The sequence below is a fragment of the Bradyrhizobium oropedii genome, from assembly GCF_020889685.1.
GTDB classification, from domain to species: Bacteria; Pseudomonadota; Alphaproteobacteria; order Rhizobiales; family Xanthobacteraceae; genus Bradyrhizobium; species Bradyrhizobium oropedii.
The window spans coordinates 1-25,308 of record NZ_JACMYO010000020.1 but is presented as its reverse complement, the minus strand read 5'-3'; the positions used below and the strand labels follow the sequence as shown (position 1 = coordinate 25,308).

Below are 25,308 nucleotides of genomic sequence, written 5' to 3'. Positions count from 1 at the left end.
GTGTGAAGCGGTTTTCCGAAAAGATCATGCTCAAGGAGAGAGCCGATAAGGGAATTGGCGAGGGAGCGAGCAGGCCCGACCCTTCGCTCAGCATGGGCCACTGTAAGGAGGAGACTGCAATGTCGAAATCGCTGAAGGCGCTGGGCCTTGCGGTGAGCGCGTTGGCGCTGACCTGTCTGCCGGCCGCAGCCCAGACCAAGGTCACCAATGAAGGCATCTCACCGACCGAGATCGTGATCGGAACGCATCAGGATTTGTCCGGCCCGATCAAGGTCTGGGGCGTTCCGGTGTCGAACGGCATGAAGATGGCGGTTGAGGAGATCAACGCCAGCGGCGGCATCAACGGCCGCAAGATCAAGATGATTCTGGAGGACAACGGCTACGACCCGAAGAAGGCCGTGCTGGCCTCGCAGAAGATGGTCGAGCGCGACAAGGTGTTCGCGATGATCGGCCCGATGGGGTCGCCGACCGTGCTTGCGGCGCAGGATATCCTGTTCGATGCGGGCGTGCTGCAGCTGTTCCCGCTGACCGCCGCCGAATTCACCTTCAAGTTCGATCCCGCCAAGCCGCAGGAGCGGCTGAAGTTCAACAACCTCCTGCCTTATGTCGAGAGCACGCGCGCCGCGCTCAAATACATGATGGAGTGGAAGAACTTCAAGAAGCCCTGCATCATGCACCAGGACGACGAGTACGGTAAGAACGTGCTCGACGGCTTCACCCAGCAGCTCGGCGCGATGAAGGTGCCGCCGGCCTCGGTCACGAGCTACAAGCGCGGCGCTTCCGACTTCTCGGCGCAGGTTGCCAAGATGAAGTCCGACGGCTGCGATCTCGTCGTGCTCGGCACCGTGATCCGCGAAACCATCGGCGCGATGAACGAGGCCAGAAAGCTCGGCTGGGACGTGACCTTCCTCGGCGCCACCCCGACCAACGTGCTCGAAGTGCCGGCGCTCGGCAAGGAGGCCGTCGAAGGGCTCTACGCCGCCTCGGGCTTCGAGATTCCCTATGAGGACACCGCCAAGGGCAAGGTGAAGGACTGGCTGGTCAACTACAAGAAGATGTTCAACAGCGAGGCGAACACGCAGGCGATCATCGGCTACAACGCGGTGATGACCTTCGCCTTCTACGCGCAGAAGGCGGGCAAGGATCTCACCGGCCAGAAGATGCTGGACGCGCTGGAGTCAGGCGACAAGTTCCTCGACATCTTCAGCTCGCCGCCGACCAGGTTCTCCAAGACCGATCATCTCGCCAACACCATCACCCAGGTGCAGCAGGTCAAGGGTGGCCGCTGGGTTCTGGTGAAGGACAATCTGATGTTCTGAGCGGCACAGAACTCGAACCGGTCGTCATTGCGAGGGCAGCGAAGCAATCCATGCCGCCACAAAAGGAAACATGGATTGCTTGGTTGCTTCGCTCCTCGCAACGACGCCGGGGCAGCGGCCCACGCCATGATCGTTCAGTCGAACGCGTCATTCACCGAGTGGCAGGCCGCCACGCGGCCTCGGTGACCAGCGGCGCATCGACGTAGCGGCTGACGCCATTCTGGTCGATCACGAAGGTCGGCCGGAAACTCCTGATGTCGCTGTCCTCGATCATCGCCATGCGGCGGTTGTCGAGCATCAGCCAGTGGCCGTCGAGCCGCGCTGCGACCACGGCATGGTCCTCGCCGCCGAGCAGGTCATGCATGACGACGATGCGCAAATCGTCCGGCGCGACGCCGGCCTTGCGCAGCGCCACGAATTTCGCGATCGCATAGTCCTCGCAATCGCCGCTGCCGCGCGCGAAGGTGGCGAGCGGCGTGGCCCAGACGTCGGGCTCGCCGTAGGTCGCAAGATCGCTACCCGGACGGATCGCAAGGTTGATCGCGCGGTTGATTTCGCCGAGCCGCGCGCGGCCCTGGCGTGCCCGTCCGGCATCGACGATCGCCAGGAACCGCAGCGCCTCCGGCGACGCGCAGCCGGCGCGATCGCTCTCGCAGCCTGCGAGTTGCACCAACTCGCCGGCGAGCTGGCGCTGCACGCCGAGCCATTTATCGTAAAGGCCGCCGCCGGCAAGCAGGCTGGTGGCCAGACCGAACGGCTCGGTCGATTTTCTGATCAGCGACGACGGGCCGGGCGAAAGTAACGAGGCGGCATTGAGCTCGGCGACCGGCGCGGCGAGCACCAAGCCGAAGCCCAACATGACGGAACGCAGCGCAAACGAGCGAAGCGAGAATCTCATGTGACACCCCCTGTCCGCTCATCGGCGGGTGGACACTACACCGCACACGCGACCGGATCGTTTCATGCCGTGAGCATGGCCAACGATCCCTTCGAATCGACTTAATATGTGGGCAATCCGGACGGCAGGCTAAAGGGCGCCTGCTCGGGGTCCCGAAAACTTTACCGGTTTGTGAAATGAACCCAGCGAACCTTTTTCCACCGCGTTGCGCCTCATCCTTGCCTTCTGGTTAATCCGGCCAGTCCGCGCGCGGGGTAGCTGCGATTTGTAAGCCAGGTCACAGCTTTAGCCGGAAAATTGGGGTCAAATGCCCTCTCGGGGCTGTGGGGAAATAAAGGCAAGTACAGAAATGCCAATCAATACCACGAATACGTGGCTCACTACGTATCTTGGCGCGAATCCCATCTCATGGTACCGTCAGGCAAGTCTGAACTACACGACTCCTGACAGAGTGAGCCAAGTCACACCCGCTCAAATGGCGCGACCAGAGCATCCCGCGAAAGCAAAGGATGGTTTCGCCAAGCTTTATCCGATGATATGCAGGCGTAATCATTCGGATATTTTACCAATATTAACCCTCGTGCGGTGATCCGCAGTGAACTTTGTCGAGAAATTCGACGGCCATTTGCCGAACACGGACGCTTATGCCCGTGGATCGGTGCATGTCGACAGCGTTTCCACGCACGCTCCGTCCGGCGCGATCACCGTCGACGACGGGCAATTGCTGTTCACCGGCGACTTCAAGCGGACCGGGCTCGATCTCGTCATCTCGAAGGACGATCGGGAACTCGTCCTGCGCGACTACTTCAAGGGCGAGAAGCACGCCGCCCTGGCATCGCCTGAAGGCGCGCATCTCACCGGCGACCTCGTCAACGCGCTCACCGGCTACACCCAATATGCGCAGGCCGGCGGTGCCGCCGAACCGGCCAAGGTCATCGGCCATGTCACCAAGCTGGCGGGCAGCGCCACCGCGATTCGCAACGGCGTTGCGATCGTCCTGAACCAGGGTGACAACGTCAACAAGGGTGACGTGGTACAGTCCGGCGGCGACTCGACGCTCGGCATCACCTTCATCGACGGCACCGTGTTCGGTCTCGGACCGAACGCCAAGATGGTGCTGAACGAGATGATCTATGACCCGAACGGGTCGAGCAATTCGTCGTTGATGAGCCTCGTTTCGGGCACGATCTCGTTCGTGGCCGGCGCCACCGCCAAGCATGGCGACATGAAGGTCGATACGCCGGTCGCGACCATGGGCATCCGCGGCACTGCAGTGCTGGTCGAGATCGATTTCGACGTCCAGGGCACCGGTGGCGTACCGCCCGCCAAATTCCAGGTGCTGGTCGAGCCCGATGGCACCACCGGCTCCTACATCCTGTTCGACAAGACGACGCTCAATCCGATCGCAACCGTCGATCAGGCCGGCACCCAGACCATCGTCAACGGCCAGGGAAGCGTCAGCTTCGTCTCGTCGGCGCAACTGTCGACCGACGCGCAGAAGCTGATCTCCGATGTCTTCGCGCTGAAGTTCACCGACAATTCCAATCCCAACACCAAGCTGACGACGAACTTCACGGACAGCATCGTCCCGTTCACGACCATCCTCAAGCTCGCTACCGGCGACGCTGTCGTGCCGACAAGCTTTCTGCTGGGTTTGACCAACGATACCCAGTCACAGACCGCGCCCAGCAAGTCCGACCATATCCCCGGGGCGCCGCATGTCGTGACACAGGATGGCGCGTTCACCGAACTGCCCGGGCAGACCCATAGCGGGCAGCCCGACACAGTGACCGGCCAGATCACATGGGTGGACGTCAATCTCGGCGACAAGCCGACTGCGACGGTCAATTTCAATTCGTTCAGCTACCGGGACGCCAGCGGCAACGACGTGACTTCGTCGCTGACGGCGGCGGAGCGGGCGGCCATCAACGCGGTTGAGATCCCGCTGCTGCTCGACCCCAATCCGCAGAACACCAACATCGGCTCGGCGACCTGGACCTACAGCCTTGCCGACGGCGCGTTCGACTTTCTGGCCGCCGGCGAGACGCTGACGCTGACCTATCTCGTGCGCGTCGATAACAACTACCAGCTGAGCAACGAGACCGGCTTCAAGACCATCACCATCACGATCACCGGCACCAACGACACGCCGGTCGTGACGTCTGCGGCGCAGGTCGGCTCGATCACTGAACTCCCGTGGACGACGAATTCCGCCGCGCCGGATGCGGCGCACGGCACCGTGACGTTTACCGATGCTGACCTGACCGACACGCACTCGGTCACCATCACCGGCGTCACCGAGGCCGGCGTTACCAGCGGACTTGCCAACCAGGCCACCGTGCTGAGCTGGCTGTCGCTGGGCGCACTGACCGATTCGACCGATGGCGTGACCGGATCGCGCTCCTGGACGTTCTCGGCCGCCGACAAGAGTTTCGACTATCTCGCCGCGGGCGAGACGCTGACGCTGATCTACACGATCCAGATCGACGATCATCATGGCGGCGTCGTCACGGTCCCCGTCACGATCACGATCGTCGGCACCGACGACAAGCCGGTGATCACGTCGCCGACCCAGGCGGCTGCCATCACCGAGACCGAAGGGGTGACCGGTTCGACGAAGCCGGATACCGCGTCCGGTACGGTGACCTTCACCGACGTCGATCTCAGCGACACCCACAGCGTCACCGTGGCCGGGGTCACCGAAACGGGCGTGACCAAGGGGCTTCCCGATCAGGCGACGATACTGAGCTGGATATCGCTCGGCATCCTGAAGGATTCGACCGGCGGCGTGACCGGATCGAGCGGCTGGACGTTCTCGGCCGCCGACAAGAATTTCGACTATCTCGCTGCCGGCGAGAAGCTGACGCTGACCTACCTGATCCAGGTCGACGACCATCATGGCGGCGTCGTCACCCAGCCCGTGACGATCACCATCACCGGCACCAACGACGTCCCGACGTTCACATCGGAGCCGCCGACGGCGACCATCGCCGAGCAACCCGACACGACGGGTTCATCGAAGCCGGACGTCGCCCAGGGCGTGGTGGCGTTTGCCGACGTCGATCTCAGCGACACTCACACCGTATCGATCACCGGCGTGGCGGAAACCGGAACGACCACGGGCCTGCCCGAGGACGAGTCGACGGTCCTGAACTGGCTCTCGCTGGGGACGCTGACCGATTCGACCGGCGGGGTGGCCGGATCGCAGGCCTGGACCTTCTCGGCTGCCGACAAGAATTTCGATTATCTCGCCGCCGGCGAGACGCTGACGCTGACCTACACCGTCAAGATCGACGACCATCATGGCGGCGTGATCAGCGAACCGGTGACGATCACGATTACCGGCAGCAACGATGCGCCAATTGTCACCTCGGCACCGCAGGCGGCCACCATCGCCGAGCAGCCCGACACGACCGGTTCATCCAAGCCGGACAGCGCATCGGGCGCGGTGACGTTTGCCGATGTGGACCTCAGCGACATCCACTCCGTCACCATCATCGGCGTGGCGGAAACCGGGGCTACCACGGGTCTGCCCAAGGACACGTCCACCGTCCTGAACTGGCTGTCGCTGGGCACGTTGACGGATGCCACCAATGGCGCGACGGGATCGTCCACCTGGACCTTCTCGGCCGCGGACAAGAATTTCGACTATCTCGCCGTCGGCGAGACGCTGACGCTGACCTACACGATCCAGATCGATGATCATCATGGCGGCGTCATCACCACGCCTGTGACCATCACGATCAACGGCGCCAACGACGCGCCGACGCTCGCCGACGTCAATGCCGGCACGCTCACCGATACCGCGGCCTATGACACGTTCAGCCCGCTGACCGGCACGTTGCACGGCCATGACGTCGACGATGGTGAGACCGCGACGCTGACCTACGCCGGCCTCAATTCGGACCACGTTGCCGTCAATTCGGCCATCACGGGCCTCTACGGCTCGCTCACGGTCAACAAAGACGGCACCTACAGCTATGTTCCCAATGATGCCGCGATCAACGCGTTGGCCAAGGGGACCTATGCCGATACGTTTACTGTCGAGACGATCGACGCGCACGGCGCGGCCGGGACCGCGACGCTGACGGTCGATGTCGTCGGCGCCAATGACGCGCCCGTGATTCATACCGATAACGTCACCATCGTCGAAAATGCCAACGGGACCGAGACAATCTCCGGCCTGACCGTGACGGACGTCGATGCAACCGCTGTCGAGAATTTCACCTTGGCGGCCACGACGGCCGGTTCAGGCAGCAGCGTGACGCCACCAGCGCAGGCCGGCCACCCGGCGGATATCAACGCAGCCCTCGCATCGTCGGTCCTCACCTATCACCCGGGCACCGCGCCGACCGACACGGTCACGCTCTCCGTGACCGACGGCAATGGCGCGAGCGATACGGTCAACCTGATCTTCAACGTTCAGCAAAATCCGACCGCGCCGGTGACGCTCACGAGCACCGCCGGCAAGGACGTGCTGTTCGGGACGGCGGGTTACCAGGACCAGTTTGTGTTCGCGGCGAACTTCAGCCACGACACGATCATGAACTTCAAGCCCGGCCTCGACCATATCGACCTCACCGCGGTCGTCTCGACCAGCAGTGTCGATACCTGGATCAGCCAGCACGTCGCGCAATCGCCGACCAACGCGGCGGATACGCTGATCACCATCGATAGCGCGGACACCATTACGCTTCGCAACGTCACCCCCGCAGAGCTCAACCACAACGACTTCCTGCTTCACGTCAACTGATGGACGGGCGGCCGTGCCGCCATAGGCGGTGCATTTGGTTGGGCTGATTGTGCATTGCGCTTGCTTGCTCGATTGGAACAACCCTGCGCGCGTGATATCCAGACAGCATGAAACGGCTGAAGGCGATACGAAGGTGGTTCGGACGGCGCTTCGGTTATGCGCGGCTCGCCTGCGTCGGGCTGCTGATCGGCATCGCCGCGCTGCGGGTCGTGGATCCGGCTCCGGTGCAGGAGCTTCGCGTCAGGACGTTCGACACGTTCCAGGTGATCGAACCGCGCCGGAAGACCGCGCGGCCGGTCACCATCGTCGATATCGACGAGAAGAGCCTCGCCGATACCCGGCTCGGGCAATGGCCCTGGCCGCGAACGCGGCTCGCTGACATCGTCACCAATCTCACCCGGCTCGGCGCCGTGGTGATCGCGTTCGACGCGGTGTTCTCCGAGCCGGATCGCCTCAACCCCGATATCGCGGCCGATACGTTCAGTAATCTCGACGAGGAAATGCGGGCCAGGCTGCGGCAGTTGCCGAGCAACGACAGCATCTTCGCCGAGGCCATCAAAAGCTCGCGCGTGGTGCTCGGCGAATCCGGTGGCCCCAACGTGCGCGCCGACCTCAACGAAAAGCTTCCGGTCACCGGGCTTGCGACGCTCGGCGAGGAGCCGCAGCCCTTTATGTTCATGTTTCCGGGGTTGCTGCGCAACGTGCCGGTGCTGGAGGAGGCCGCCGCCGGCCGCGGCCTGTTCACGATCAGGCCGGAACGCGACGGCATCGTGCGCCGCGTGCCGATGATCATGGTGGCGCAGGGCGTCACCATGCCGTCGCTGAGCTTCGAGATGCTGCGGGTGGCGAGTGGTTCGGGCACCATCCTGATCAAGGCCGACAAGGCCGGTATCCAGAGTCTCGGCCTCAAGGGCTTTGCGATCCCGACCGATCTCCACGGCCAGCTCTGGATTCATTACGCGCGCCGCGACCCCTCGATCTATGTCTCGGCCGTCGACGTGCTGGATGGGCGCGTCCCGCCGGACCGCATCGCCGGCAAGCTGATCCTGATCGGCACCTCCGCAGTCGGGCTGAACGACATCAAGACGACGCCGGTGACGCCCGCGATGCCCGGTGTCGAGGTTCATGCCCAGGTGCTGGAGAGCGCGCTGACCGGCGACGTCGTTTCGCAGCCGAACTACGGCATCGGCATTGAGTTCTTCGCCGCGATGATCATGGGACTCCTGGTCATCGCCTTCGCGCCGAAGTTCGGTCCGATCACGCTCGTCGTGGTCGGCGGGATGTTCGCCTCGGTGCTGACCGGCACGTCCTGGTATTTCTATTCCCAGCACCGGCTCCTGATCGATTTTACCTATCCGCTGATGTCGACCACGGCGATCTACCTGACGCTGATCTTCTCCGCCTTCGTGCGCGAGCAGCAGCAGCGCCGGCAGATCAGGTCGCAGTTCGTGCAGTACATGTCGCCGGCGCTGGTCGAGCAGCTTGCCAACGCGCCGGAACGGCTCGTGCTCGGCGGCGAGGAGCGCGAGATGACCATCATGTTCTCGGACATGCGCGGCTTCACCTCGATCTCGGAAACCTACAAGAGGGATCCGCAGGGCCTCACGGCGCTGATGAACCGTTTCCTCACCCCGCTCACCAACGCGATCCTCGCGCGCAAAGGCTATATCGACAAATATATGGGCGACGCCATCATGGCGTTCTGGAATGCGCCGCTCGACGACAAGCAACACCACCTCAACGCCTGCGAGGCCGCGCTCGACATGCTCGAGCGCGTCGACCAGCTCAACGAGACGCGCGAGCAGGAGGCCAAGGACGGCGGTCACGTCTATGTGCCGCTCAACATCGGCGTCGGCCTCAACACAGGCACCTGCGTGGTCGGCAATATGGGATCCGATCTGAAGTTCAATTATTCGGTGCTTGGCGACAGCGTCAATCTAGCGGCTCGACTCGAGGGTCAGTCCAAGGAGTACGGCTTCCCGATCATCGTGGGATCGAAGACCGCGCTCGCGGTGAAGGAGAGGTTCGCGATCCTCGAACTCGACTTCATCATGGTCAAGGGCAAGAAGGAGCCCGAGGTGATCTATGCGATCGCCGGCCGCGAGGACGTTGCGCAATCGGGCCGTTTCCAGCGGCTGCGCAACCTGACCATCGAGATGCTCGCCTGCTACCGCGGCCGTGATTGGGACGGTGCGCTGGCCACGATCGAGCGTGGCCGCAAGACCGACGAGGCGCAGTCGTTGCAATACCTCTACCGCCTCTATGAGGCGCGCATCCGCGCCTTCCAGAAAGAGCCGCCGCCGGACGATTGGGACGGCGCCTTTGCGTTGACGACGAAATAGGCGCCGCAAACTTCGTGTTGTCCCGGCCTAGCACTACTTTGGCAGATTGTTGAATTTGCCGTGCGTTATAGGATTCCCGAATCAATTTTTCAATGATTCATGGGTGGTAGGCTCTTGGAGGGCTGACCATGCCGGGATGGGAAGACGAACTCGAGCGTTGGCTGAAGCCGTTCTTGGACCGGCTGGGTCACAAGACCCGGCAGCGGATGTGTCCGCTGTACGTTGCGGGGTTGATCGGCCCTGGCGATCGCAAGAGCGTTCAGCCGATGGCAGAACGCCTTGCCACAGGCAACTACGATCAGCTGCACCATTTCATCGCCGATGGTGTCTGGGACGCATCACCACTGGAATCTGAGCTGCTCAACCAGGCGGACCGACTTGTCGGCGGCAAGGATGCGGTGCTGGTTATTGATGACACCTCACTGCCGAAGAAGGGCGAACGCTCGGTTGGTGTTGCGGCTCAATACGCGTCGGCTCTCGGCAAAACGGCAAATTGCCAAACGCTGGTGTCTTTGACGCTTGCGCGCGGCGAAGTGCCAGTGATGGTCGCGTTACGTCTCTTTCTGCCTGACAGTTGGACAAGCGACGTGTCTCGTTTGAAGCGCGCTCGCGTGCCTGTCGAACACCAGGCACCACGGTCCAAGCCGGAGATTGCTTTGGCCGAGATTGACCGCGCCATGGCAGCCAACGTGCGCTTTGGATGTGTGCTGGCGGATGCAGGATACGGACTTAGCGCACCGTTTCGACAAGGGCTAACAGAGCGTGGGCTGGTCTGGGCTGTCGGCATCCCCCGGCACCTGAAGGTGTATCCGGTCGACGTGAAGCTCATTTGGCCGATTACCAAAGTCCGCGGGAAACCACGAAAGCACCACGTGCCCGATATCTTATCGATTGCGGCAGAACAGATGCTGGCCAGCGCCAAGTGGAAAGCCGTGAGTTGGCGGAGCGGGACGAAAGGTCGGCTGAAAGCCCGATTTGCTGCTGTCCGTATCCGCATCGCCGATGGGCCTCCGCAGCGGATATGGGATAAGGGTCAGCAGCATCTTCCGGGCGAGGAAGCCTGGCTCATTGGCGAGCAACGTGCCTCAGGGGAGAAGAAATACTATCTTGCTAATCTCCCTGCGGCGACGGATCTGCGCACACTGGCCGCCACCATCAAGGCACGATGGATTTGTGAGCAGGCGCATCAGCAGTTGAAGGAAGAGCTTGGACTTGATCACTTCGAAGGGCGATCATGGCAGGGCCTGCATCGCCACGCCCTGATGACAATGATTGCCTACGCCTTCCTGCAGCATCGGCGCCTCGCATACGCGGGGCGGAAAAAAAAGAATCAACGGGCCTCCGCCTCAACCAACCATGCCCGCCGTACGTCACGCCATCGTCGATCTCATCCTGCGGCCACCGGCTCCGTGGTGTCCGTACTGCCGAAAGCAAATCCTTGAAAAACAGTGGCGCAAACACATTCTGCTAAAGTAGTGCTAGTGCGCAGTTGCGCACGGGGGCCGGGATCCATACGCCGCGGCCGACGTAAAGGGCAAGCGGCCGGACGGCTTTCTCACAACACCCACTCGTGGTTATGGGGCCCGGCTCCCGTGCGCAATTGCGCACTAGGCCAGGACGACGGTGGAGAAGTTTACGCGGCGACAGCCAACTTACTCCAGCCCGATCTGCGTCAGATCCTGGAACCAGTGCTGCGCTTGCACGAAGGTTTTGACCTTCGGCGACAGCGCGTGCGGATTGGTGTCGTGCACGACCCACACCAGCGCGGCATCGTCGACGATCAGCGCGTGCGCCTGCGCCAGCAAGGCATCCTGTTTGGCGCTATCGAAGGTCTGTTTGGCCTCGTCGATCAGCGCGTCGACCTTCGGATTCTTGTAGCCGCCCCAGTTGACGCCTGTCGGCGCCACCTGGCCGGAATGGAAGAACCGCACAATGGCGTAGAGCGGATCCGAGGTGACATAGGCGATGTTGTTGGCGGTGATGCCGGCGTTCATCTCGTCGGCCGCGCCCTTGCGCCAGTGCGAATAGAGTGTCTCGAGCTCGACGACCTTGAAGTCGATATCGATGCCGATCTCCTTGAAGCTCTGCTGCAGGAATTCGTTCATCGGCAGCGACAGCATCTGCCCGGTGCCACCCTGGGCGATGATGAAGGTGGTCTTCAGCGGCTTGTCCTTTGAATAGCCGGCTTCCTCCACCAGCTTTTTGGCGGCCGCGAGGTCGTATTTCAGTTCGAAGCTCGGCTTGCCGAACCACGGGCTCGACGGGTCGACCTGGCCCTTGGCCGGCTTGGCCAGGCCGTTCATCAGGCCAACCACCGCATCGCGGTCGATCGCGAGGTTGAGCGCCTTGCGCAGGCGGATATCGGTCCAGGGCGAACCCGGCAGCACGCTCAGGTGATAATTCCAGACATGCGGCGTCACGTTGTCGATGATCCTCATGCCGGCGGCCTTGAGCTGCGGTACGGCATCGGGCGCCGGCGTTTCGATCAGGTCGACCTGGCCGGCCAGCAGCGCGTTGGTGCGGGTGAGCGCTTCCGGCATCGGGATCAGGATCATCTTGTCGACCTTCGCAAGCCGCTTCTTGTCCCAATAGTCCGGGTTCTTGGTCAGCTCGGCGAGCTCGCGCGGCACCAGCTTGGTCAGCTTGAACGGGCCGGTGCCGGAGGGCTGGCTGGCGAACTTGTCCCAGTCCCTGCCGAGCTTCTCATATTGCGCGGGGCTCGAGACCAGGAACCAAAGCATCTGGTAGGGGAAGAAGGAGTCGACCGTCTTGGTGGTGATCTCGATGGTCTGGTCGTCGATCTTGGCGTAGCTCGCGACCGAGGGCAGCCGGGTCTTGACCTGCGCGCTTTGCCGCTTGTCGAATTGCGGTGCCTTGTCGTTCAACACCTTGTCGAGATTCCAGATCACCGCGTCGGCGTTGAAGTCGCTGCCGTCGTGGAATTTCACGCCCTTGCGCAGGGTGAAGCGCCACTTGGTCTTGTCGCTGTCGTCGACCTTCCACTCGGTCGCAAGCCCGGGCACCAGTTTTCCCGGCCGGTCGGCCACGTCCATCTCCCAGGCCACCAGCGGATCGTAGATCGTGTAGGCCGTGAACTGATAGGCGCCGGCGCCGCGATCGGGCTGGCCGGTCGTCAGCGGAATGTCGGCCATCGAAATGCCGTAGCGCACAATGGACTCTGCTCGCGCCGAGGTGGCCGGCCAGCCCGCGGTCAGGGCGAGCGCCATTGCCGCCGTCAGGATCGAATTGCGCGCGCGCATATGAAGGCTCCGTTGGTGGGAAGTCGGGGCCAAATCTTGCAAGCATGATGCCAGAATAGGCATCTTCGCACGGTTCAGGCGCGAGGTGGGAAGAAATGACGCGCCCAGCGGTTATTTGCTGAAGAACTATTCCCCTTGGCACAGGCATTGCATACGCTTGCCCAAGAAATAATCACTAAAACGTCACCAGACTTCGAAGGGGTTGCTCAGATGCGTAACAGGAAGACCAATGCGACGGCGATCATGCTGGCGCTTGCGATCGCCAATTGTGTGCCGGCGATCGCGCGCGCCGAGACCGTGCTGCGCATTGGCATGACGGCTGCCGATATTCCGCGCACGCTTGGGCAGCCCGACCAGGGGTTCGAGGGCAATCGCTTCACCGGGCTCACGATGTACGACGCGCTGACGATGTGGGACCTGTCGTCGTCGGACAAGGCGAGCGCGCTGATCCCTGGCCTGGCGACCGAATGGAAGGTCGATGATGCCGACAAGACCAAGTGGGTCTTCAAGTTGCGTCCCGGCGTCACCTTTCACGACGGCTCGCCGTTCAATGCCGACGCCGTGGTCTGGAATGTCGACAAGGTGCTGAAGCAGGACGCCCCGCAATTCGATCCGAGCCAGGTCGGCGTCACCGCCTCGCGCATGCCTACGCTGGTTTCGGCGCGCAAGATCGACGATATGACGGTGGAGCTGACCACCAAGGAGCCGGACAGCTTCCTGCCGATCAACCTCACCAATCTGTTCATGGCGAGCCCGGTCAAGTGGCAGCAATTCTACGACAAGGCCGAGGGTGCCGATGCCAAGGCGAAGTCGCAGGCCGCGTGGGCCGCGTTCGCCAAGGACGCGTCGGGCACCGGTCCCTGGAAGATGTCGAGCTTCACCCCGCGCGAGCGGCTTGAGCTGGTGAAGAACGACAACTACTGGGACAAGGCGCGCGTGCCGAAGACCGACAAGATGGTGCTGCTGCCGATGCCGGAGGCCAATGCCCGCACCGCGGCGCTGCTGTCCGGGCAGGTCAACTGGATCGAGGCGCGGCGCCGGACGCATTGCCCGAGATCAAGCAGCGCGGCTTCAATCTCTATTCCAACGAGGAGCCGCATGTCTGGCCCTGGCAGTTCTCGCGCGTCGAGGGCTCGCCGTGGAACGACATCCGCGTCCGCAAGGCCGCCAATCTCTGCGTCGATCGCGAAGGGCTGCGCGACGGGCTGCTCGCGGGCCTGATGGTGCCGGCGACCGGCACGTTCGAGCCCGGCCATCCCTGGCGCGGCAACCCGACCTTCCAGATCAAATACGACAAGCCGGCTGCGCAGAAGCTGATGCAGGAGGCGGGCTTCGGTCCGAACAAGAAGCTGACGGTCAAGATTCAGACCTCGGCGTCTGGCTCGGGCCAGATGCTGCCGCTGCCGATGAACGAGTATCTGCAACAGGCTTTGGCCGAGTGCTACTTCGATGTGCAGCTCGACGTCATCGAGTGGAATACGCTGTTCACCAACTGGCGGCGCGGCGCCAAGGATCCGTCGGCCAACGGATCGAATGCGACCAACGTCACCTATGCCGCGATGGATCCGTTCTTCGCACTGGTGCGCTTCCTGCAATCGGGCATGGCGCCGCCGGTCTCGAACAATTGGGGCTTCATCAACAATCCGAAGTTCGACGAACTGGTGAAGAAGGCTCGCCAGACCTTCGAACCGGCGGCGCGTGACGCGGCGCTTGCCGAGCTGCACGCCGCCTCGGTCGACGATGCGGCGTTCCTCTACGTCGCTCACGACGTCGCGCCGCGCGCGATGAGCCCGAAGGTCAAGGGCTTCGTGCAACCGAAGAGCTGGTTCGTCGACTTCTCGCCGGTCACTGTCGTGCCGTGATGCTGACGGCGTAGATCGGTGCACCCTCTCCCTTGTGGGAGAGGGTGGCTTCGCGAGAGCGAAGCCGGGTGAGGGGTCGTCTCCGCGGATGCTCCTCGCCGTTTCGAAATCAACTGTAGTCGCGGATGGAACCCCTCATCCGGCGCGCATGTCATGCGCGCCACCTTCTCCCACAAGGGCGAAGGGAAGAAGCGAGTAAGCTCGTGTTCGCCTATACATCCAGACGAATCGTCTACGTCATTCCGATCGTGCTCAGCGTGGCGCTGGTGTGCTTCCTGCTGGTGCACATCACGCCGGGCGACCCGCTGGTCGCGGTGCTGCCGGCCGATGCCTCGCAGGAGCTCGCCGCGCAACTGCGCAGCGCCTACGGCTTCGATCGCCCGTTGCCGGTGCAATTCGGCCTGTGGCTGTGGCGCGCGATCCATGGCGATCTCGGCAATTCGATCGCCACCGGGCGCCCCGTCCTGAGCGAGGTGATGCGCGCGGTCGGCAACACCGTGATGCTGGCGATCGCGGCGGCGATGATCGGCTTCACGCTCGGCCTGCTGTTCGGCCTGATCGCCGGCTACTTCCGCGATACCTGGGTCGACAAAGTCGCGACCTCGATTGCGATCGCCGGCGTCTCGCTGCCGCATTACTGGCTCGGCATGGTGCTGGTCATCATCTTCTCGGTGCAGCTCAACTGGCTGCCCGCGGTCGGCGCCGGTCCCGGCGGCTCCGGCGCCTGGGCGTGGGACTGGGAGCATCTGCGCTATCTGGTGCTGCCGGCGATCACCACTTCGGTGATCCCGATGGGCATCGTCACCCGCACGGTCCGCGCGCTGACCGGTGATATCCTGAGCCAGGATTTCGTCGAGGCGCTGCGCGCAAAAGGCCTGCGCGAGACCGAGGTGTTTCGCCACGTCATCAAGAATGCCGCGCCGACCGCGCTCGCGGTGATGGGACTCCAGCTTGGTTACATGCTCGGCGGCTCGATCCTGATCGAGACCGTGTTCTCCTGGCCAGGCTCGGGGCTGTTGCTGAACTCGGCGATCTTCCAGCGCGATCTGCCGCTGCTGCAGGGAACGATCCTGGTGCTGGCGCTGTTTTTCGTGCTCCTCAATCTCCTGGTCGACATCGCGCAGGCCGCGATCGATCCGCGTATCAAGCGGGGCTAGAGCATGATCCGGAAAAGTGGGGACCGGTTTTCCGACGCGACAAACGCGGAACGCGTTTGCGCGGAGATCATGCTCCAAAAAGAGCCAGTTCATGAGTGCGATGTCAGATACCGCATTGCAGGCCGCCCCCGCGAGCAAGGCACGCGGCTACTGGGCGACCGTTGCCCGCCGCATCAGGCGCGACAAGGTCAGTATGGCCTGCGCCGTCATCCTGCTACTGATCTTTGCCTCGGCGCTGCTGGCGCCGTGGCTGCATCTCGCCGATCCCTATCAGGGCTCGATGATCCGCCGTCTCCGCCACATCGGCACACCGGGCTATCCGCTCGGCACCGACGAGCTCGGCCGCGACATGCTGGCGCGGCTGATCTATGGCGGACGGCTCTCGCTGGTGATCGGCATCCTGCCCGTGATCCTCGCCTTCATGGTCGGCACCTCGCTCGGCCTCGTCGCCGGCTATGTCGGCGGCAAGCTCAACACCGCAATCATGCGCACCGTCGACGTGTTCTATGCTTTCCCCTCGGTGCTGCTGGCGATCGCGATCTCGGGTGCGCTCGGCGCCGGCATCACCAATTCGATCGTGTCGCTGACCATCGTGTTCGTGCCGCAGATTACCCGGGTCGCCGAGAGCGTCACCACCGGCGTCCGCAACATGGATTTCGTCGAGGCGGCCCGCGCCTCCGGCGCCGGTCCCTTCACCATCATGCGCGTGCACATGCTCGGCAATGTGCTCGGCCCGATCTTCGTCTACGCCACCGGCCTGATCTCGGTGTCGATGATCCTCGCCGCCGGTCTGTCCTTCCTCGGGCTCGGCACCAAGCCGCCGGAGCCGGAATGGGGCCTGATGCTGAACACGCTGCGCACCGCGATCTATGTCAATCCGTGGGTCGCGGCGCTGCCGGGCGCGATGATCTTCGCGGTCTCGATCTGCTTCAATCTGCTCAGCGACGGCATGCGCAGCGCCATGGACATCAGGAACTAGTTCGATGAGCGACGCCAATCTTCCCACCGACATGCTGGAGCCGGTCGCCGACATCGGCGGTGCAGCGCAGCCCCTTTTGCAGGTCAATGGCCTGACCAAGCACTTCCCGGTGCGCGGCGGGCTGTTCAGCCCGCGCAAGACTGTACGTGCCGTCGACGACGTCAGCTTCGCAGTCATGAAGGGCGAGACCGTCGGCATCGTCGGCGAATCCGGCTGCGGCAAGTCGACCACGGCGCGGCTGCTGATGCATCTGATGACGCGCGATGCAGGCGACATCATCTATGATGGAAGGCAGGTCGGCCCGGCGCTCTCGCTGCGCGATCTGCGGCGCGGCGTGCAGATGGTGTTCCAGGACAGCTACGCCTCGCTCAACCCGCGCCTCACCATCGAGGAATCGATCGCCTTCGGGCCGAAAGTCCACGGCATGGCCGATGACACGGCGCGGACGTTGGCGCGCGAGCTGCTCGGCAAGGTGGGCTTGCGGCCGGAGATCTTCGCCAACCGCTATCCGCATGAAGTGTCCGGCGGCCAGCGCCAGCGCGTCAACATCGCCCGCGCGCTGGCGCTGTCGCCGCGGCTCGTGATCCTCGATGAAGCGGTGTCCGCGCTCGACAAATCGGTCGAGGCACAGGTACTCAATCTGCTCGCCGATCTGAAGCGCGAGTTCGGCCTGACCTATCTCTTCATCAGCCACGATCTCAACGTCGTCCGCTACATCTCCGACCGCGTGCTGGTGATGTATCTCGGCGAAGTCGTCGAGCTCGGCCCGGTCGATGCGGTCTGGGACGCGCCGGCGCATCCCTATACCCGCGCGCTGCTGGCAGCGATGCCGTCATCCGATCCCGACAAGCGCACCGAAGTGCCGCCGATCTCGGGCGATCCGCCCAATCCGATCGATCCGCCGTCGGGTTGCCGGTTTCACACCCGTTGTCCGTTTGCGGAGCCGCTCTGCGCAAACGACACGCCAAAACTCAGCGATCTCGATACAATGGGCCATCAGGCGGCGTGCTACATGGCCATCTCTGGCTCGGGGCACAGCCGCGCGCCGGCAAAAGCAAAAGGAGAAAACGCGGCATGACCAGACCAACTCCCAAGGACGTCAAAGTGATCGCGCACGTCGCCGACGTGCCCGCCGATGACGATGTCGCCGCCCGTATCGCCAATTCGATCGGACCCGCATTCGACGGCTTCGCGCCGATCTCCGGCACGCTGCCGTTCGATCTCGAACCCGCGAGCTTCCTGCTGGCGCAGATCGCAAAGGTGTCGAAATGAGCTCTGATCTGGCCCTGATGACGCTGGCCGCGGTCGCCAAGGCGATTGCCGACAAGAAGGTCTCCTCGCATGAGGTGACGCGCGCCGTACTGCATCGCATCGCGGAATGGCAACCGCGCCTCAACGCCTATATGGCGGTCGAATCCGAACAGGCGCTGGCTGCCGCGACCGAAGCCGATGCCGCGCTCGCCAAGGGCAACAGCCGCGGCGCATTGCACGGCGTGCCGCTGGCGCACAAGGACATGTATTACGATGCCGGCAAGGTCGTGACCTGCGGCTCGCTGATCCGCCGCGACTTCGTGCCGAAAACGACCGCGACGGCGTTGCAGCGGCTGAAGGATGCCGGGCAGGTCCGGCTCGGCTCGTTGCAGATGGTCGAGTTCGCGTATGGGCCGACCGGCCACAACGTGCATTACGGTGCGGTGCGCAATCCCTGGAACACCGAGCACATCACCGGCGGCTCGTCGTCGGGCTCGGGCTCGGCGGTCGCCGCGCGGCTCACCTTCGCAGCGCTCGGCTCAGATACCGGCGGTTCGGTGCGTATGCCCGCGCATTTCTGTGGCGTCACCGGCCTGAAGACGACGGTCGGCCGTGTCAGCCGTGCCGGCGCAATGCCGCTGTCGCAGTCGCTCGATACCGTCGGTCCGCTGGCGCAGACCGCAGAGGATTGCGCGCTGCTGCTCGGCCTGATGGCCGGCGCCGACCCCGAGGATCTCACCGCCTCGACGCAGCCGGTGCCGGACTACATGGCTGCGACCAGGCAGTCGCTGAAGGGGATCAAGATCGGCGTGCCGACCGCGTTCTATGTCGACGACCTCGATGGCGAGGTGGCGCGCATCCTCGACGAGACGGTGGCAACCCTGAAGCAGGAAGGTGCCGAGATCGTCAAGGTCGAGTTGCCCGATCAGCGCCAACTCAGCGCCGCGTCGCAACTGGTGCTGGCGGTCGAGGCCGCCGCCTTCCACAAGCGCTGGATGATCGAGCGGCCGCAGGATTACGGCGCGCAGGTCCTGATGCGGTTGCAGAACGGCCTGACCATACCGGCGGTCACCTATCTCGAGGCGATGCGCTGGCGTGGCCCTGCGCTCGCTGCGCACAACGCGGCGGTCAGCGGCGTCGATGCGGTGATCGCGCCGTCGGCTCCGGTGCCGGCACCGACGATCGCCGAGAGCGATGTCGGCAACGGTCCGGGCGCGGAAGCTGTGATCCAGCGGCTGACGCGGTTCACCCGTCCGGTCAACTATCTCGGCCTGCCGTCGCTGTCGATTCCGAGCGGGTTCACGAAGACAGGCCTGCCGGTCGGCATGCAGCTGATCGGGCGCTCGTTCGAGGAAGCCAGCTTGCTTCGGATCGGCGCTGCTTTCCAGCGCGCGACCGATTTCCACGCCAGGGTACCCAGGCTCGCATGACCAATCTCGTCGAGATCAACAACCTCAACATCCGCTTCACCGGCGATCGCACGGTCCATGCCGTGAACGATCTCAGCCTGTCGCTCGGCGAGGGCGAGGTGTTGGGGCTGCTCGGCGAATCCGGCTCGGGCAAGAGCGTGACGCTGCGCGCGCTGATGCGGCTGTTGCCGCGGAAGCGCACGCAAATCTCCGGCAGCGTCAAGGTGCTGGGCCAGGAGGTGCTGGCGATGGACGACGAGGCGCTGTCCGCATTCCGCGGCCAGACCGTCTCGATGATCTTCCAGGAGCCGGCACTGGCGCTCGATCCGGTCTACACCATCGGCCGCCAGATCGCGGAGACGGTGATGCGCCACGAGGGCAAGAGCGAGCGCGACGCCACCGCGCGGGCGCTCGAAATGCTCGAAGTGGTGCGGATCCCCTCCGCGAAACGGCGGCTGGACTCCTATCCGCACGAGATGTCGGGCGGCATGCGCCAGCGCGCGATGATCGCGCTGGCGCTGGCCTGCAAGCCGAAAATCCTGCTCGCGGACGAGCCGACCACGGCGCTCGATGCCACCGTGCAGATCCAGATCCTGCTGCTGCTGCGCGAGCTGCAGCGCGAGTTCGGCATGTCCGTCATCTTCGTCACCCACGACATCGGCGTCGCCATCGAGATCTGCGACCGCGTCGCGGTGATGTATGCCGGCCAGATCGTGGAGCAGGGCGCCTTGCGCGACATCGTGCGCACGCCGGTGCATCCCTATGCGAAGGGCTTGCTCGCGTCGACCATCCACGGTGCGCTGCGCGGCCAGCGGCTGGAGACCATCCCGGGCACGCCGCCGTCGCTCGACCAGGCGCCGGCGAGCTGCTCCTTTGCGCCGCGTTGCAAGTTTGCCGAGCCGCGCTGTAGCGAAAGCCTGCCGCCGAATGTGCCGGTCGCGCCCGGCCACCAGGCGCGCTGCGTTCTGGCGGAACCCAGCGTCGCGACGGCCTAGCTCGCCCGCGCGACCGCGTCGGTGATCCAGCGCCGCACCGCTGATATGCGCCGGTCCCGCGCCTGCTCGGTCCGCGAGACCAGGTAGATCGTCTCGCTCTGCGCAGGCTCGAACGCAAACGGCGCCACCAGCCGCTTGCCGAAGCCCGGCCGCGCCTTGATCAGGGGTGCCAACGCCAGCCCCACGCCGAGCCCGTGCTCGGCGGCCTCCAGCATCGCCGGCACGCTGTCGAGCCACAGATGCCCGCGCGGGGCGAGATGCGGCAGGCCGGCCTCCCTCAGCCAGGCCGGCCACGCGCGCGGCTGCGTCGTGACATGGATCAGCACCTCGCGCGACAGGTCCGCGGGTGTTCGAAGACCCGCTTTGAGCAGCGCGGGCGTACAGACCGGCAATCCCTTGACCTTGACCAGCGGCTCGACCTTCAACCCGGCGGCATGTTCCCGCCCGTAGCGGATCGCGACATCGACGCGCGATCCGGTGAAGTCAGCATATTGATGGGTGGCCTCGATCCGCAGCGTCAGTTGCGGATGGCGCCGCTTGAACTCCGGCAGCGCCGGCAGCAGCACGGCGCTGGTGAAGAACGGCAGTGAGCTGATCCAGAGTTCGCCGCTGGCCTCGCCGCGCTGCCGCAGCATGTCACGGCTTGCCTCCTGCAGCGCCGCCAGCGCGGCCGACACTTTTGCAAGGTAGCGCTCGCCGTCCGCGGTCAGCCGCACCGCGCGCGCGCCGCGGACGAACAGCCTGGTGCCGAACTGCTGCTCCAGCCCGCGGATCTGGTGGCTGATCGCGGACGGGCTCAGCGACAGGTCGCGCGCGGCGCGCCGGAAGCTCAGCTGGGTGGCCGCGCGCTCGAAGGCCAGCAGCGCCGTCAGCGGCGGGATGACCCGCGGGTCGGGGGCGTCCAACGGGTGAATCCTGTTCACCTCGAGTGATGAATAGCCTTTTGTCATGGTCGATATTCATGGATCAGATTGCGCAAACGCTCAATCCTGCGCACCTCAGGGATTCCCCGTCTTGGCCATCTTCGAACCTTCAGCCACGCCCCATCACTGGAAACCTGCCGCGCTGGCGGCGGGGCCGTTCGCCGGTCTCCAGGGCGGGGCGGTTGCCAGCCTCTTGACCGCCGAGGTCGAGGCCATGGCGGGCGCGCGCAACTGGGGCACGGCGATATCGGCGGCGGCCTGGTTCCTGCGGCCGACGCCGATGGCGGAATTGCGTACGCAAATCTCTGTCGTGACCGAGGGCGGCCGGGTCAGCGTCGTCGACAACACGCTATGGCCGGCAGGCGAGGAGCAGCCCTGCGCGACGGTCCGCGTGACGCTGTCGCGCGAACGTGCGGTCAAGATCCCCGGTTTTCATGGCAGCGCCGCCGCCCGCGTCGATCCGACGGTGTTTCCGCTGCGCAGCCCGCACGCCGTCCATGGCCGCAGCTGGTTCATGGACGCGATGGAAGCCCGTGCCGGGGACGATGTCGCGTGGTTTCGGATGCACCATAGCGTGATTACGGACGCCGGCCCGTTGGCGCGCGTGCTCGGTCCTGCCGATTGGACCCACGGCATCGCACGCCCGGTGCAGAATGTGGTGGCCGACCCCAACCCGAACCTTGCGGTGCAACTGTTCAGGCCGCCGCGCGGAGCGTGGATCGGCGTTCGCGCCGAGGCGCGCTGGCGGGCAGAGGCCGGGCTTGGCGTTGGCAGCGGGGTACTGTTCGATGTCGATGGCGAGATCGGCCGGGTCTCGATGTCGGTCATTCTCGTGCCCTTTCCGAGAAGCGCGCCCGCCTCAGGCGAGGGTTCCGCGGCCGGTTAACCCTAATTATTCCGTCAACTGTCTGAGGGGTCACAGAAATACGGCGCGAACCATGCTCTGCTTGGCGCGACTTGAAATGGACGATGATCGCAAACGCCTGTACAACGTGGTGATCACGTAACTCTTTTGTTTTGTTTGTTTTGCAGAGATCGGTTTTTATGGCAGTCGCGCCCGCTGTCCGGCGTTCCGAACTGGCTGAGGCGCTGCGCGCATGCCGCAGTGCCTTCATCGGCGTTGGCCTCATCAGTTGCATGATCAACCTGCTGTATCTGACGGGTTCGATGTTCATGCTCCAGGTCTACGACCGCGTGCTGCCGAGCCGCAGCGTTGCGACCCTGGTCGGGCTCGTGGTCATCGCCGCGGTCCTCTACATCGCCCAGGGTGTGCTCGATCTCCTGCGCGGACGAATCCTCGGCCGTGTCGGCACCTCGCTCGACGAAGCGCTCAATGCGCGCGTGTTCGACACCATCGTGCGGCTGCCGCTGATGGCCGGCAATCGCAGTGAGGGCCTGCAGCCGCTGCGCGATCTCGACAATGTGCGCTCCTTCCTCGGCAGCATGGGCCCCGGTGCATTCTTCGATCTGCCCTGGCTGCCGTTCTACATGTTGATCTGCTTCGCATTCCATTGGCTGCTCGGCGTTACCGCGCTGGTCGGCGCCATCATTCTGGTGACGCTGACGCTGATCACCGAATACATGTCGCGCGCGCCGGCCAAGGAAGCGATGTCGCTCGCCGCGCGGCGTAACGATCTCGCCGCTTCGAGCCGCCGCAACGCCGAGGTGCTCGTGGCCATGGGCATGGCCGGGCGGATGAACAAGCGGTGGAACGAGGCCAACGAGGAATATCTGTCGGGCAACCAGCGTGCGAGCGACGTGACCGGCGGGCTCGGTGCGGTCGCCAAGGTGCTGCGCATGATGTTGCAGTCGGCCGTGCTCGCGGTCGGTGCCTATCTCGTGATCCACCAGGAGGCCACCGGCGGCATCATCATCGCCGGGTCGATCCTGAGCGCGCGGGCGCTGGCGCCGGTCGATCTCGCGATCGCGCATTGGAAGGGCTTCGTCGCCGCGCGGCAGAGCTGGCAGCGTCTCAACCGCCTGCTGCAACAGATGCCCGCACGCCCCGCGCAGACGCTGTTGCAGGCGCCGGAGAAGAAGCTCTCGGTCGAGGCCGTGACCATGGTCGCGCCGGGTGACCAGCGCGCCATCGTGCAAGACGTCACCTTCGCCGTCGAAGCCGGCAGCGGCGTCGGCGTGATCGGCCCGAGCGGTTCCGGCAAGTCGTCGCTGATCCGAGCGCTGGTCGGCGTCTGGGTGCCGGCGCGCGGCAAGGTGCGGCTCGACGGCGCCGCGCTCGATCAGTGGTCCTCGGACGAGCTCGGTCGCCATGTCGGCTATTTGCCGCAGGACGTCGAACTGTTCGCCGGCACCGTCGCGCAGAACATCTGCCGGTTCGATCCCGAGGCGAAATCCGACGGCATCATCGCGGCGGCCAAGGAAGCCGGCGTGCATGAGATGATCATCAAGATGCGCGAGGGCTACGACACCCAGGTCGGCGAGCAGGGCACGGCGCTCTCTGCCGGCCAGGCGCAGCGCGTCGCGCTGGCCCGTGCGCTCTACGGCAATCCGTTCCTGATCGTGCTGGATGAGCCGAACTCCAACCTCGACAGTGAGGGCGACGAGGCGCTGACCCGCGCGGTGCGTGGCGCCCGCGAGCGCGGTGCCGTTGTCATCGTGGTTGCGCACCGGCCGATCGGCATCGAGGGCGTCGACCAGCTGCTGGTGCTCAAGGACGGCCGTATGCAGACCTTCGGGCCGAAGGAAACCGTGCTCGCGCAGGTGCTGCAGCGTGCCGCGCCGCCGGTGCCCACGCCGATCAAGATCGTCGCCGATGCGGGGGCGGCCAAGTCATGAGCGACCGCATGACCGATCAACCGCGTAACGCGCATGCTTCGATCAGAAAACACCTCGTGGTCGGCCTCGCCGTGGTCCTGGTTCTCGGCGGCGGCGTCGGCGGCTGGGCCGCGACGGTGCCGATCTCGGGCGCGCTGATCGCGCCGGGCTCGGTGGTGGTCGATACCAACGTCAAGAAGGTGCAGCATCCGACCGGCGGTGTCGTCGGCGAGATCCTGGCGCGTGACGGCGACACGGTCAAAGCGGGCGACATCGTCGTGCGTCTCGACGAGACCGTCGTCAAGGCGAGCCTTGCGATCGTGGTCAAGACGCTGAACGGTCTCTACGCGCGCGCGGCCCGGCTCGAGGCCGAGCAGCAGGGCCGCGACAAGATCGTGTTTCCGCCGCAACTCCTCGAGCAGGCCAAGGATCCCGACGTGCGGGACATCATGACGAGCGAAACCAAGCTGTTCGAAGTGCGCGTCAACGGCCGTACCGGCCAGAAGGCGCAGCTGCGCGAGCGCGTCACCCAGCTCAACGAGGAAATCTCCGGCCTGCAGGCGCAGGAGAAGTCCAAGGACAAGGAAATCGAGCTCGTGAACACCGAACTGGTCGGCGTTCGTCAGCTCTATGATCAGCACCTGGTGCAACTGACCCGCCTGACCACGCTGGAGCGCGATGCGGCCCGGCTGTCCGGCGAGCGCGCGCAATACATTGCCTCGCGCGCCCAGGCCAAGGGCAAGATCACCGAGACCGAGTTGCAGATCATTCAGGTCGACAAGGACATGCTCGCGGAGGTTTCCAAGGACTTGCGCGAGGCCAACGACAAGATCGGCGAGTTCGTCGAGCGCAAGGTTACCGCTGAAGACCAGCTTCGCCGTGTCGACATCCGCGCGCCGCAGGACGGCGTGGTGCTGCAGTCGACCGTCCATACCGTCGGCGGCGTCATCACCGCGGGCGACGCGATCATGATGATCGTTCCGAAGGCCGACGATCTGTCGGTCGAGGCCAAGGTCAACCCGCAGGACATCGACAAGCTGCAGGTCGGACAGAAGACCATGCTGCGTCTCTCCGCCTTCAACCAGCGCACCACACCCGAGCTGAACGGCGTTGTCACGCGGGTCTCCGCCGACACCACAACTGACCAGCGCACCGGTCAGAGCTACTACACGATCCGCGTCTCGATGCCACCGGGCGAGGTCGCGCGTCTCGGCAGCGAGGTGAAGATCATCCCGGGCATGCCGGTGGAGGCCTTCGTCCAGACCGGCGACCGCACCATGATGTCATACCTGATGAAGCCCTTGCACGACCAGTTCATGCGGTCGTTCCGCGAGAAGTGAGCTTTCGCGCGGGGCTCTCTCCCCGGGTCGTCCCGGCGAAAGCCG

General features: G+C 64.4%; 16 protein-coding genes and 1 pseudogene. 14 read left to right on the top strand and 3 right to left on the bottom strand.

Annotated features, from left to right (window positions below):
• Window positions 1–119 precede the first annotated feature (119 nt).
• Window positions 120–1,319, top strand: a complete 1,200-nt coding sequence (locus H8A95_RS08280) for an ABC transporter substrate-binding protein (RefSeq protein ID WP_229182721.1) — start codon at window positions 120–122, stop codon at window positions 1,317–1,319.
• Window positions 1,320–1,470: 151 nt separating this feature from the next.
• Here the strand turns inward: H8A95_RS08280 and H8A95_RS08275 are convergent, their stop codons facing one another.
• Window positions 1,471–2,217, bottom strand: a complete 747-nt coding sequence (locus tag H8A95_RS08275; protein ID WP_229182720.1) for a transglutaminase-like cysteine peptidase — start codon at window positions 2,215–2,217, stop codon at window positions 1,471–1,473.
• Between the two features lie 595 nt (window positions 2,218–2,812).
• On the opposite strand from H8A95_RS08275, the gene H8A95_RS08270 reads away from it, so the two are divergent.
• From H8A95_RS08270 to H8A95_RS08260, 3 genes are all read left to right on the top strand, one after another.
• A complete protein-coding gene (locus H8A95_RS08270; RefSeq protein WP_229182719.1) occupies window positions 2,813–6,970 on the top strand; it encodes a VCBS domain-containing protein in 4,158 nt (1,385 codons plus the stop codon).
• A gap of 107 nt (window positions 6,971–7,077) precedes the next feature.
• Window positions 7,078–9,312, top strand: coding sequence for a CHASE2 domain-containing protein (locus tag H8A95_RS08265; RefSeq protein ID WP_229182718.1), 2,235 nt, complete (start codon window positions 7,078–7,080; stop codon window positions 9,310–9,312).
• Window positions 9,313–9,440: 128 nt separating this feature from the next.
• Complete coding sequence (locus H8A95_RS08260) at window positions 9,441–10,754, top strand: IS701 family transposase (protein WP_229182717.1); 1,314 nt, start codon at window positions 9,441–9,443, stop codon at window positions 10,752–10,754.
• A 210-nt stretch (window positions 10,755–10,964) separates the two neighbouring features.
• Here H8A95_RS08260 and H8A95_RS08255 read toward each other — a convergent pair whose 3' ends face one another.
• Window positions 10,965–12,572, bottom strand: coding sequence for an ABC transporter substrate-binding protein (locus tag H8A95_RS08255; RefSeq protein ID WP_229182716.1), 1,608 nt, complete (start codon window positions 12,570–12,572; stop codon window positions 10,965–10,967).
• A 243-nt stretch (window positions 12,573–12,815) separates the two neighbouring features.
• On the opposite strand from H8A95_RS08255, the pseudogene H8A95_RS08250 reads away from it, so the two are divergent.
• The 7 genes and pseudogenes from H8A95_RS08250 to H8A95_RS08220 all read left to right on the top strand — a co-directional run bounded on the left by H8A95_RS08250 (window position 12,816) and on the right by H8A95_RS08220 (window position 20,225).
• A pseudogene (locus H8A95_RS08250) lies at window positions 12,816–14,434 on the top strand (ABC transporter substrate-binding protein).
• 203 nt (window positions 14,435–14,637) lie between these two features.
• Complete coding sequence (locus H8A95_RS08245) at window positions 14,638–15,591, top strand: ABC transporter permease (protein WP_229182715.1); 954 nt, start codon at window positions 14,638–14,640, stop codon at window positions 15,589–15,591.
• Window positions 15,592–15,682: 91 nt separating this feature from the next.
• On the top strand, window positions 15,683–16,570 hold the full coding sequence (locus H8A95_RS08240; RefSeq protein WP_229182714.1) for an ABC transporter permease: 888 nt from the start codon (window positions 15,683–15,685) through the stop codon (window positions 16,568–16,570).
• A 4-nt stretch (window positions 16,571–16,574) separates the two neighbouring features.
• Complete coding sequence (locus H8A95_RS08235) at window positions 16,575–17,648, top strand: ABC transporter ATP-binding protein (RefSeq protein WP_229182713.1); 1,074 nt, start codon at window positions 16,575–16,577, stop codon at window positions 17,646–17,648.
• Window positions 17,645–17,842: a hypothetical protein gene (locus tag H8A95_RS08230; RefSeq protein WP_229182712.1), complete on the top strand. Its 198-nt coding sequence runs from the start codon at window positions 17,645–17,647 to the stop codon at window positions 17,840–17,842. The genes H8A95_RS08235 and H8A95_RS08230 overlap by 4 nt, the downstream gene beginning before the upstream one ends.
• Entirely contained in the window at window positions 17,839–19,251 is a 1,413-nt protein-coding gene (locus tag H8A95_RS08225) for an amidase (protein WP_229182711.1), read from the top strand. Before H8A95_RS08230 ends, H8A95_RS08225 begins: the two co-directional genes overlap by 4 nt.
• Entirely contained in the window at window positions 19,248–20,225 is a 978-nt protein-coding gene (locus H8A95_RS08220; RefSeq protein WP_229182710.1) for an ABC transporter ATP-binding protein, read from the top strand. Before H8A95_RS08225 ends, H8A95_RS08220 begins: the two co-directional genes overlap by 4 nt.
• Here the strand turns inward: H8A95_RS08220 and H8A95_RS08215 are convergent.
• Window positions 20,222–21,130 (bottom strand): LysR substrate-binding domain-containing protein, encoded by a 909-nt coding sequence (locus H8A95_RS08215; protein WP_229182709.1) that lies wholly within the window; start codon window positions 21,128–21,130, stop codon window positions 20,222–20,224. The genes H8A95_RS08220 and H8A95_RS08215 overlap by 4 nt on opposite strands.
• Window positions 21,131–21,239: 109 nt before the next feature.
• On the opposite strand from H8A95_RS08215, the gene H8A95_RS08210 reads away from it, so the two are divergent.
• From H8A95_RS08210 to H8A95_RS08200, 3 genes are all read left to right on the top strand, one after another.
• A complete protein-coding gene (locus H8A95_RS08210; RefSeq protein ID WP_229182708.1) occupies window positions 21,240–22,034 on the top strand; it encodes an acyl-CoA thioesterase domain-containing protein in 795 nt (264 codons plus the stop codon).
• Between the two features lie 158 nt (window positions 22,035–22,192).
• On the top strand, window positions 22,193–23,944 hold the full coding sequence (locus tag H8A95_RS08205) for a type I secretion system permease/ATPase (RefSeq protein WP_229182707.1): 1,752 nt from the start codon (window positions 22,193–22,195) through the stop codon (window positions 23,942–23,944).
• An 8-nt stretch (window positions 23,945–23,952) separates the two neighbouring features.
• Window positions 23,953–25,263: an HlyD family type I secretion periplasmic adaptor subunit gene (locus tag H8A95_RS08200; RefSeq protein WP_229182706.1), complete on the top strand. Its 1,311-nt coding sequence runs from the start codon at window positions 23,953–23,955 to the stop codon at window positions 25,261–25,263.
• Window positions 25,264–25,308 lie beyond the last annotated feature (45 nt).